Annotated in this window: 11 protein-coding genes; 4 read left to right on the top strand and 7 right to left on the bottom strand. The window is 41.1% G+C overall.

Annotated elements, in window-relative coordinates:
- Together JXL83_05590 and pstS are read right to left on the bottom strand one after the other, a co-directional pair.
- A partial coding sequence (locus JXL83_05590) for a hypothetical protein (protein ID MBN2363584.1) occupies window positions 1–548 on the bottom strand: 548 nt, incomplete at its 3' end.
- Between the two features lie 547 nt (window positions 549–1095).
- Window positions 1096–2124 (bottom strand): phosphate ABC transporter substrate-binding protein PstS, encoded by a 1029-nt coding sequence (gene pstS / locus JXL83_05585; GenBank protein ID MBN2363583.1) that lies wholly within the window; start codon window positions 2122–2124, stop codon window positions 1096–1098.
- Window positions 2125–2281: 157 nt separating this feature from the next.
- Between pstS and JXL83_05580 the strand changes: the two genes are divergently transcribed.
- Window positions 2282–2677, top strand: a complete 396-nt coding sequence (locus tag JXL83_05580) for an SgcJ/EcaC family oxidoreductase (protein MBN2363582.1) — start codon at window positions 2282–2284, stop codon at window positions 2675–2677.
- Between the two features lie 45 nt (window positions 2678–2722).
- Here the strand turns inward: JXL83_05580 and JXL83_05575 are convergent, their stop codons facing one another.
- The 3 genes from JXL83_05575 to JXL83_05565 are packed head-to-tail and all read right to left on the bottom strand — an operon-like array spanning window position 2723 to window position 3895.
- Entirely contained in the window at window positions 2723–3007 is a 285-nt protein-coding gene (locus JXL83_05575) for a hypothetical protein (protein ID MBN2363581.1), read from the bottom strand.
- On the bottom strand, window positions 2997–3677 hold the full coding sequence (locus JXL83_05570) for a hypothetical protein (GenBank protein ID MBN2363580.1): 681 nt from the start codon (window positions 3675–3677) through the stop codon (window positions 2997–2999). Before JXL83_05570 ends, JXL83_05575 begins: the two co-directional genes overlap by 11 nt.
- 14 nt (window positions 3678–3691) lie before the next feature.
- The gene (locus JXL83_05565; protein MBN2363579.1) at window positions 3692–3895 is read right to left on the bottom strand and encodes a helix-turn-helix transcriptional regulator; all 204 of its coding nucleotides are present in this window, start codon (window positions 3893–3895) and stop codon (window positions 3692–3694) included.
- A gap of 116 nt (window positions 3896–4011) precedes the next feature.
- Between JXL83_05565 and JXL83_05560 the strand changes: the two genes are divergently transcribed.
- Complete coding sequence (locus JXL83_05560; GenBank protein MBN2363578.1) at window positions 4012–4938, top strand: transposase; 927 nt, start codon at window positions 4012–4014, stop codon at window positions 4936–4938.
- Window positions 4939–5030: 92 nt separating this feature from the next.
- On the opposite strand, the gene JXL83_05555 is transcribed toward JXL83_05560, so the two are convergent.
- Together JXL83_05555 and JXL83_05550 are read right to left on the bottom strand one after the other, a co-directional pair.
- The gene (locus tag JXL83_05555; protein MBN2363577.1) at window positions 5031–5837 is read right to left on the bottom strand and encodes an Omp28-related outer membrane protein; all 807 of its coding nucleotides are present in this window, start codon (window positions 5835–5837) and stop codon (window positions 5031–5033) included.
- A 289-nt stretch (window positions 5838–6126) separates the two neighbouring features.
- The gene (locus JXL83_05550) at window positions 6127–6864 is read right to left on the bottom strand and encodes a hypothetical protein (protein ID MBN2363576.1); all 738 of its coding nucleotides are present in this window, start codon (window positions 6862–6864) and stop codon (window positions 6127–6129) included.
- Window positions 6865–6979: 115 nt separating this feature from the next.
- Here JXL83_05550 and JXL83_05545 point away from each other — a divergent pair, with 115 nt between their 5' ends.
- Together JXL83_05545 and JXL83_05540 are read left to right on the top strand one after the other, a co-directional pair.
- A complete protein-coding gene (locus JXL83_05545; GenBank protein ID MBN2363575.1) occupies window positions 6980–7444 on the top strand; it encodes a GNAT family N-acetyltransferase in 465 nt (154 codons plus the stop codon).
- Between the two features lie 190 nt (window positions 7445–7634).
- Entirely contained in the window at window positions 7635–9074 is a 1440-nt protein-coding gene (locus JXL83_05540) for a hypothetical protein (GenBank protein MBN2363574.1), read from the top strand.
- Window positions 9075–9171 lie beyond the last annotated feature (97 nt).

Genomic DNA, 9171 nt, shown 5'->3' with positions numbered 1-9171 from the left:
GGTATGAAGGCTGTGCCGATGAATGGATTGGGATAGAAATTGCCGAGTCCGAATGTATTTGACATAACCGGCGAGGAAGGCGTCTCCTCTACGGCGTTAAGACCTGATATGTCAATCATGTTGCTCTGGTGAACTTGTTTGTCTGTGGCTTTGTTGGATTGAAGCCACACTGCGAAATAGACGTCGTCAGCTTCGAAATGCCACCAGGAGGAAGAAAAGGTGAAAGGAATATTAAACTGAAGAGTTTCCGGGTAAACGCCTGTAAAAGTTACGGCAGTGCCGTTATAATTCGGATACATTTTTCTCAGTGGATAATGAAATTCTGAAAAATTTCCGGCGCCATAAGGAACATGGTAAGAACAAGCGGCCACGTGCAGATAATAGGGGCTGGCTCCGGGTTCCTGTTCGGCTATTATTGTTATGTTCAGTGTTCCTGACATGAGATCGGGTTCAGCAGTTCCCTGGAGCAAGATATCAACATAACAGGGCACTGTCATTGCCGTCGCGTATTGAGAGTTCAGTGTGGCGATGGAAGTCGGAGAAAACATGGCGGCTCCGTCCATGTTCGCGCGCGGAATTACTGAATCCCCGTAGAACTGAAATCTTCCCCAACCGTCAGGGCTATACAGTGGTTCATTTGAATAGAGCTGATACTTGAGAGCTGTCAGAGTGTCCTGATTTGTCGAGATGAAAGTATTCTGCAGACCTGCAGATGAAGCGCATCCGCTTCAAAATGCTCCCGAGTGTATTTCAAGGAGCGGTCTTCTGACCGCCGAGGAAAGAATCATCGGCAATAGAAACACACCGAGAATTCCGAGGACCAAAACTTTTTTCTTCAAGTTTACCTCCCTGAATTTGAATGAACGGGATTTTATTATAAATGCAATACTATTATATATACTTTTTATTAGAAACGATAAATCGCGGCATAGAACAACAACATTAATATTTAATCCCACCTCAGATCGAAAGAGGGTAGTATAAAATTATATTATCTTTCCCCTTTTGAGAGGGAACTTTTTTTTGACATCTCGTTTGAAATAAAATGGGATGAAAAAGGAAGCCAGCCGTTTATATGGGCTGGCCTCCTCTTTTTCATAGAATTTTAGCGCCGTTAAATGTGACGGATTTGAGAAGGTCCTCGGCTTTTCTAACGGCGCTCTGGGGAAGAGGCGCGTACAGGAGGGTTTCCGCGTGACTCTGCCCGTCATGAATCATCCACCAGATTAAATTGATTACGGTTTCGGCTTTTTCTCTGTTTCTGCCCTGATAATACTGCTCCTGATAGAGAATAATCCACGTGAAGCCGCTTATCGGGTAGCCTTCTTCTGCATCCGTATCTGTTATGGAAACCTTCATATCTGAAGGCATCTCGACGTTTGCCGCCGCGCTGACTGTTTCGATGCTCGGATATACAAATCTGCCGCTTTTATTTTTTATCGTGGCGACAGGTAAGCCGTTTGATAGAGCATATATGAGTTCGACGTATCCGATAGATCCTGGTGTTGCCTGAATCAGACCGGCCACGCCGGGATTTTGATTTCCGGCGAGTCCGGTGGGCCATTCCAGAGACTTTCCGCGGCCGACTTTTGACTCCCATTCAGGACTGACTTTTGTCAGATAATCGCTGAATATGTATGTTGTACCGCTTCCGTCAGCTCTGTGGACGACTACTATATCTGAATTAGGCAGTTCAACACCTGAATTGAGAGCAGTTATTTTCGGGTCGTTCCATCTGGTTATTTCACCCAGGAATATTCCTGCAATGATTTCCGGTGTAAGTTTTAGCGAGGGATTTCCCGGCAGATTGTACGTCAGTACAACTGCTCCGAGACAAGTTGGTATGTGAATGATATCAGCACCTGCCTTTTGTATTTCTTCGTCTTTCATCGGCGCGTCCGTTCCTGCAAAATCGACCGTTTTTTCTATGAGCTGATTTATTCCTCCTCCTGAACCGACAGGGTTGTAGTTGATCTGATGTCCCGTAAGTTTATTGTAGACGTCGAAGATTTTTGAATAAAAAGGATACGGGAAGGAAGCTCCCGCAGCTTTTATCTCCATGGACGACAAGCCGGAACTCAGAACGACTGTTCCTGCAAACAACAGTGTCAAAAATTTCCTCATTTTAAACCTCCTTTTAGTTTCTGTTGAGTTTTGGAGAAGTTTATTTTGTAAATATTTTTTTGGGATAAAATATTTATTAAAAAAGTGTTAATATTTTCCTCAAGAATACGGAGAAAAAGCTGAATGATAATATTATATTTCTGAGAAGGAGAATAAAATGAAGGATATAATAAAAGAAATTGCTGAAAACAACTCGGTAAAATGGCTGACCTCACTTAAAACGCTTGATCCTGAAAAAGTTGCGGAACTTTATTCGGAAGATTCCACTTTTCTTCCAACAGTCTCTGGCGAATTCAAAAAAGGCAAAAAAGGTGCACGTGACTATTTCATACATTTCCTTGAGAAAAATCCTGCGGGAACGATCGAGGAAGAAGAGTTGCATGTATTATCGGATAAATTTTATGTCCATTCCGGGCACTACAATTTCGAAATCGATTCGTCTTCGGGAAGAGAAATAGTGAATGCCCGTTTTACGTTTTGCTGGAGGCTTTCAGATGAAGGTAATTGGGAAATAATCCATCATCATTCATCGGCGAAGCCTCAGCCGCATTAGAGTTTTATTGTGGATAAAAACTAAAATCTTCTTCCGTAATTTAGTTTAATTCCGGTCGGAATTATCAACGGGCTCGATCTGTTTAGAAATAACGACACCCACAGTAAACCGCAAGTATCCGACGTCAAAAGCCATTGGCATTCCGTTTGCAGGTATCAGATACGCCGTTGCGTGAAGCGCATTTCTTTCGTCGAAAAAGCGCGTGTAACCTGTTCCAACGAGTACGTGTCCGCTGAAAACAACTGACAGATCAACCTGATCTCTCCCTGCAGAGTTCGCTGAAATATATGAAAACAACATCATTGCTACAAAAATAAATTTACGCATCATGCTTTCTGCCGGCGAAATAATGATAGAGGAGCCCGCATCCGCTCATAAAAAGCGGAAGCGGAATGAGCGAATACATCAGCAGTCTTACGTAGACGTCAAGCCGCCACCAGCCTCTGAAAAATGCGAGCAAAGCCGCAGTCAGAAGAAGGAAAAGGATGCCTCCGGCAAGAGGAAATTTTTTAGAAAACAACGAGACGAGAAAAATAACGACAAATGGAACGGACTCTATCAGAGTCGCGGCGCTGAAGCCGTGAGAAAGAACTACAAAAAGAAGCCAGAAAAACGAAAAAAAGTATCCGGTCCACTGCGCAGTCGGAACCGGGCCGTAGTTTTGATACAGACTTATAAGCATTTTCAAGACAAAGGGTACAACGATCAGCGCATAGAACTGAGGGGGAGGATTTACGCCTTTTGAAATGTACTCTCTATTTATTACAAGGAACAAAAGAGCCAAAACAACGTAAAAAGATACGTGGCTCGAGAAATGGCTTATCTGGATCTGCCTTTCGTCTATTAACCTCTTTCTGTTGAATTCCAGCAAAACAGGGGAAAGAAAAAGAACGGACGCTGAAGCGACAAAGACCCAATATGGAACGGCGTTGGCCAAAAAAAGCAAAATGACGAGGAATATAAGCCAGATGTTCCTTAAAACGCTTTCTGATATTTTCATTTTATCCTCACTTTTTAATCTTTTTCTTCCAAAAAGAAAAGCGACTCGACGCCGGTTTCTAATATTTTTGCTATTTTCAGAGCGAGTCTTACTGAAGGGTTGAAAGCCCCTTTTTCTATTGCTATTATTGTCTGCCTCGACACGCCGGTTAATTCAGCAAGTTTCTGTTGAGTCATTTCATTTTTTTGAAACCGGAACTGTTTTACTTTGTTTTTCACAAGCAATTAGTAAAGTATTGTTTACATTTTGTCAAGTAATATTTACATTCCATGGGGTCGTTCTGAAAAATAGCAATAATGCTTGATTAAAGTCAATTGACCTGATACAAAATAGTATGTCAAGAAAAAGAAGAATTGAATTCCCGGGAGCCCTTTATCACGTCAAGGCGAGGGGCAATCACGGATCGCCTGTTTTCCTTAACGATGAGGACAAAAGAAAGTTTTTGTCAAAGCTGAAAGATTACAAGGAAAAATACAACTTTGCCGTTTATGCTTACTCCCTTTTCGAAAATCACTTTCATTTGCTTATAGAAACCGATTTGGTTCCGCTATCGAGGATTATGCAGGGATTGATGCAGTCTTATACTCAATGGTTCAACAAACAGCACGACACAGAAGGACACCTGTTTCAAGGCAGGTACAAAGCCGTGCTTTGCGACAAAGAGTCGTTATTGCTCTCTCTCATCAGTTATATACATTTGAAATGCTTGTTGACAGGCGCCGTTCAAGATCCTTCTCTGTATGAATGGAGTTCTCACAAAACCTATATCAGCGCCGAAAAAAGCGGCCTCGTTGACAAAGACAAAGTATTGCCGAGGTTCGATCCGGATCCTGAAGCCGCGATAAAAAAATACAACGAATACATTTTGGAATCAGCGGTCAAAGAAAATAAATTCTCATTAGATATATCGACGGACGGAAATATACTTGGAAATGAAGAGTTCATTGAACAGGTCAAAAGGACACAAGGCAGAAATATAGTGATCCAGACCGAAAAAACCAAAACTCTCGACGAAGTCGCCGAAATGACAGAAAAGATAACCGGCATTCCGGTATTTGATTTAAAAGGAATCAAACGCAGAAATGAAATTGTCGGAGCCCGCGCTCTTTTCGTCAGGCTCGCGCTTCATTTTACTGCAAGTAAAAGAAAAGACATCGCTCAATATCTGAACCGGGTCCCGCGAAACATTCCTCATCTCGAAAGAAAAATAAGAGACGATGTTTTCGCAAAATGCCTGAGGAGCCTCAACAGACCTCTCTGACGCTGTTCGCGCTGAGAATCTTTGGGATTATGAAATATATTGTTTACCAAGAAAACCGCGGATTTTCAGCGGAAAATCCGCGGTTGAGCCTATTAAAAGAAAATAAGTTTTTCAGTGTATTCGGTGTCGTCTATCTTCATTATCAGGAAAGCCGCCCCTGAAGAGCAATTGATTTCCGATCTGTTTATTCTCAAAAAGTTCTGTCCCGCATTCTGGACGCCGAGATTGCGCGTTTGAAGAACTCTGCCTGATACGTCAACTATTTCATATTTTACACGGGAGGCAAACGGAAGGGCGTATTCGACGGTGATATCGTTTGTATAACAGACTGAAAATTTGAATTCCCGGGGAAGTGATACGGGCTGTTCTTCAACAGCGTTTGCAACCAATGAAGTTTTTCCTCCCTGCATGATGTCCTTTATGCTGTCGGCGGTCAGGGAATCGTGCTGAACCAGGCACAAAACTTCGCAGTTTGCTGCCACCCAAGTCGGATCGAAGGTGAAGTCGAGGTGGACATAAGTAGTGTCGCCGGGATAAAGGGTGATTTGCGTCCCGTTTTGGTCCGGTATCATATCCCTGCACACATGGTCGTGCCACTGAAGGCCGTTAGACGCGACATAATAAAGACCCGACTCAGTGAGGACGCAGACTAGCTTTCTAACGAGTGTGTCCGCTCCTTCGTTGTAGACCCAGATGTCGACGAATCCCGCGTTCGTTTGGGAGTTGAATTCGGCGTACATGTCTATATCGAGCTGGGAAGGGACTGACAGCCTGTTTGTCAAATAAGTCTCCCAGCCAGAGTAACTGTATCCGGGGTCCTTGTTTCCGTCCAACCAAAGCCAGGGTGTCGCGTAAACAAACGAACCGTTATACCAGTAAGGCGGAGGGTAAAAATTCAACCTCTGCCTGCCTTCAGCCGAATAATATGGTAAACCGTTGCTTATGTAATAGGCGATGACGGCAGTGCAGTCTGCGTATTGAACTGCAAGAGAATCCAGCTCACGGCTGGCGTTTGCGCACGAAGGTCAGGTGTGACTTGTGAATTCTTCGAGGACCGCCATTCTCTGGGCTCCGAACAACGATCCGGACAGAGAAACGGCTAAAAGGAGAGCGAGGGCAAATTTCATCAGTACCTCACTTTTAAAGGTTAAAAAATACTAATTCATCATATAACAAAGGTCAAACAGTTTATCTCGCGGCAGGAATGTATTGCCGTTCGATGATTTCTACGACGTCTTCATCTATGTATACCTTTTTAACAGTCCATCTTCCGTGTTCGTCGTATTCAAAATCAAAATCTACTGTTTGAATTATAACACCTTCAGAATCGATGTATCGTTCTTCAGTGTAAATCGTATTTTCATTTACTGTATAAAATGAATACTCGATGGTTACCACGAGTGATCCAATCGAATCGGAAATTTCACAACTGGTTTTCGATCCTTCTTCGTCGTAATAATAAACATGCTTTTTTAATAATTGCCCTGAATTTGAATAGCTTCTGTCTTCTACGAGAAGGCCTTTGGCATCATAAATATAGGTGTATCTTTTTTCGTGGTTGCCGAGAGAGTCGTAACTGTTGTCTTCGGTCAGCATTCCTGCGTCGTCGTAAGTGTAAACTATTTTTCGCACGAGAAGGCCTTCCGGTATGAACTGATTCTGTTCGGTCCTGTTGCCTGATTCGTCGTACTCGTAGACGTATCTTTTTATTTCGACGCCGAGCGAATCGAATCTTACATCGAGAACTTTGTTGCCCGATGAATCGTAGAAGTTTTGAAAAGAATACATGATTGAGTTTTTGACAAAATCCCCGCCTGAGATCGCTACAGAATAATGAGTTTCAATTATCTCTGCGATCTGCGTGTCGGATGAAAATAAATTCATAGCAATCGCCGCCGTCGTCAGCACAAATAAAAATATTCTCATATTTTCTCCTTTAAACATTTATAACGACTATCCGGAAACTTGATTTTATTCTTAAATCCGGGATTTGAAAATGATAATATAAGTTTTGTAATTAAACAGAGGATGTATCATAAGCATGAATACGTTTCGACCCTTTGACGTCAGTATGGACAGAGATTTTGTCATTAATGCTCTTTATGACACGAAGAGTTTGACCGGCGAATTGCCTGATGATCCTTTAAAAGACGGAGAATCATTGATAGCAGGAATATCTAAAATCCAGGAGAAAAACCCTGTCTTTGCTTCTGTCATGCTCGAAGAAACGGAAAAAATCGGATTTGTCTTTTGTTTTCCATTGGAAAAGCATAAAGAGATCGGCTGTCTTTGTTTCGATTATATTATTGAAAGTAAAAGAGGCATGGGTCAGGGCCGGAATCTGATGGACTATGTGGTCGATATCTTAAAAGGACAGGGCTGTAATGAAATTATACTGGATGTTTCAAAAAAGAATACCTGCGCAATAAAATTTTACGAAAAATCCGGATTTAAAATATCCGGCCAAAGAGACAAAAAACACTATAAAATGCGTAAGACTATATAGTGCTTTGATCAAGTTTCCGCGAATAATCATTGAAATATTCCTAAAATGCCATATAATTTCAATTATGAATTTGTAGATACCTGATTATATATTTTCCCGGTAAAAAAGAAAAAACAATTAGTGCATTATGTTTTGAGCTTAATGCCTTAAATCTAGCCGCATTGAAAATTTATATTGAGGAGGAAAATAAATGATCACCTATCAATACATAAACAGCGAACTCGAAAGAATTCACACTGAAACCAAATTGAATTACTGGCGGCATTTGTCGAAAAACGAACCTCTCGGAAAGGATAACAAATACAGGGATTTTTTCTTCGACAAAAATATTGACTGTTTTATTAAATCTGGTTTAAAAAACGCCGCCGACGAAATAGATAAACGCAAGTGGTCTCTGCTAAACGTATATTTCGCTAAAAAACGTCTCGAATCAGACCCCGAATTATCAGCTATATACGAAACCGCTTCAAATATGATGCTTTCGGGCGCAATCGAAATAGAGAGTAAGAAATTCGGTTTCATGGAACTCCAACACAAGATTTACTCCGGCGAAAACGAAGAAGAAGTCAAATACTACAGAAGTGTTTTGTACAAATTTTTCGAAAAATTTAAACAGAACATTTTAGGGTTAGCAAAAAGGAGGAACATTCTCTCGGTGCAGGAGGGATATTCATCGTATTCCGATCTATATTTCAGCGACAAAGACATGACTGAAAAAGAATTGAGAGATATGTTTGATTCTCTGAAAGACGAAATAATAAAGAGAACGCGCAAAGACATTGCCGAAAACAATGTTCAAAAAAAGTTCAATGAAAACAACTCGGTAATGAGCAAATACTTTTGCAGAGAAAAAGGAAAAGATTTGCTGAACGGATTTTTAAGTCATTGGGGTATAGACTCTTCTTATAAAAATATTCAAATCTTCGAGACAGAAGAGGGATCCGCTCATCATGAAACGACCGAATGTATTGACGTGTCTGTGCCTAATGATGTCAGGGTATTCATAAACACCGACAAAAGTCTTTCCGATTATTTGTATTGCATTTTTCATGAATTCGGTCATGCTCTTCACCATTCAAACATCGAGGCCAAGGATTTTATTTTCAAGGAAATGCCCGGTCATTTTTGCGAAGCAATGGCAGGCATTGTAGATAAATTGCTCGTTTTAAAAGAGAGTCTTGGCCAAAGTGTAAAAGATTCAGGCGACATTGATATTATGTCTAAAAAAGTATTCAGCAATAACTACAACGTTTTTTTAGGCAATGTGATAAGCACTTTGTTCGAACTCGAACTTCATTCAAAGGATTTAACCGTTGATGAGGCAGACGATTATTACGAAAATTTGATAAAAGACTGGACGGGTATTGAGGGAAGGAGAAATTGGGGTGATTCCATAATGGGAACTGCGAGATATCCATTTTACGGTTATTCTTACCTCGTCGGCCACGTAATTTCAAACCAGTTGGCTTCTTGCATATACAAGAAATTCGGCAGTTATCTAAGACCAGAGGTATTTGGATTTATGAAAGAAAAGGTCTACGCCATGGGAAACGAAGTTTCTTTCAGGGACATTTTATTCAACGCTACAGGCGAACCGTTTGATGCGAAATATTTTTTTTGGTTGGATTGACGTTTTTGAATTTAAGAAATAATACAATTTTTACCACGAAGGCTCTCATATTTACCAAAGCAAATAAGAGAACTGCACGAAGTTATAAAATTTGCAG

It is taken from the genome of candidate division WOR-3 bacterium (assembly GCA_016934535.1).
Classification (GTDB): Bacteria; SDB-A; SDB-A; order SDB-A; family SDB-A; genus JAFGIG01.
The sequence above is the reverse complement of the archived record's forward strand: the minus strand, read 5'-3'. Positions and strand labels throughout refer to the sequence as shown.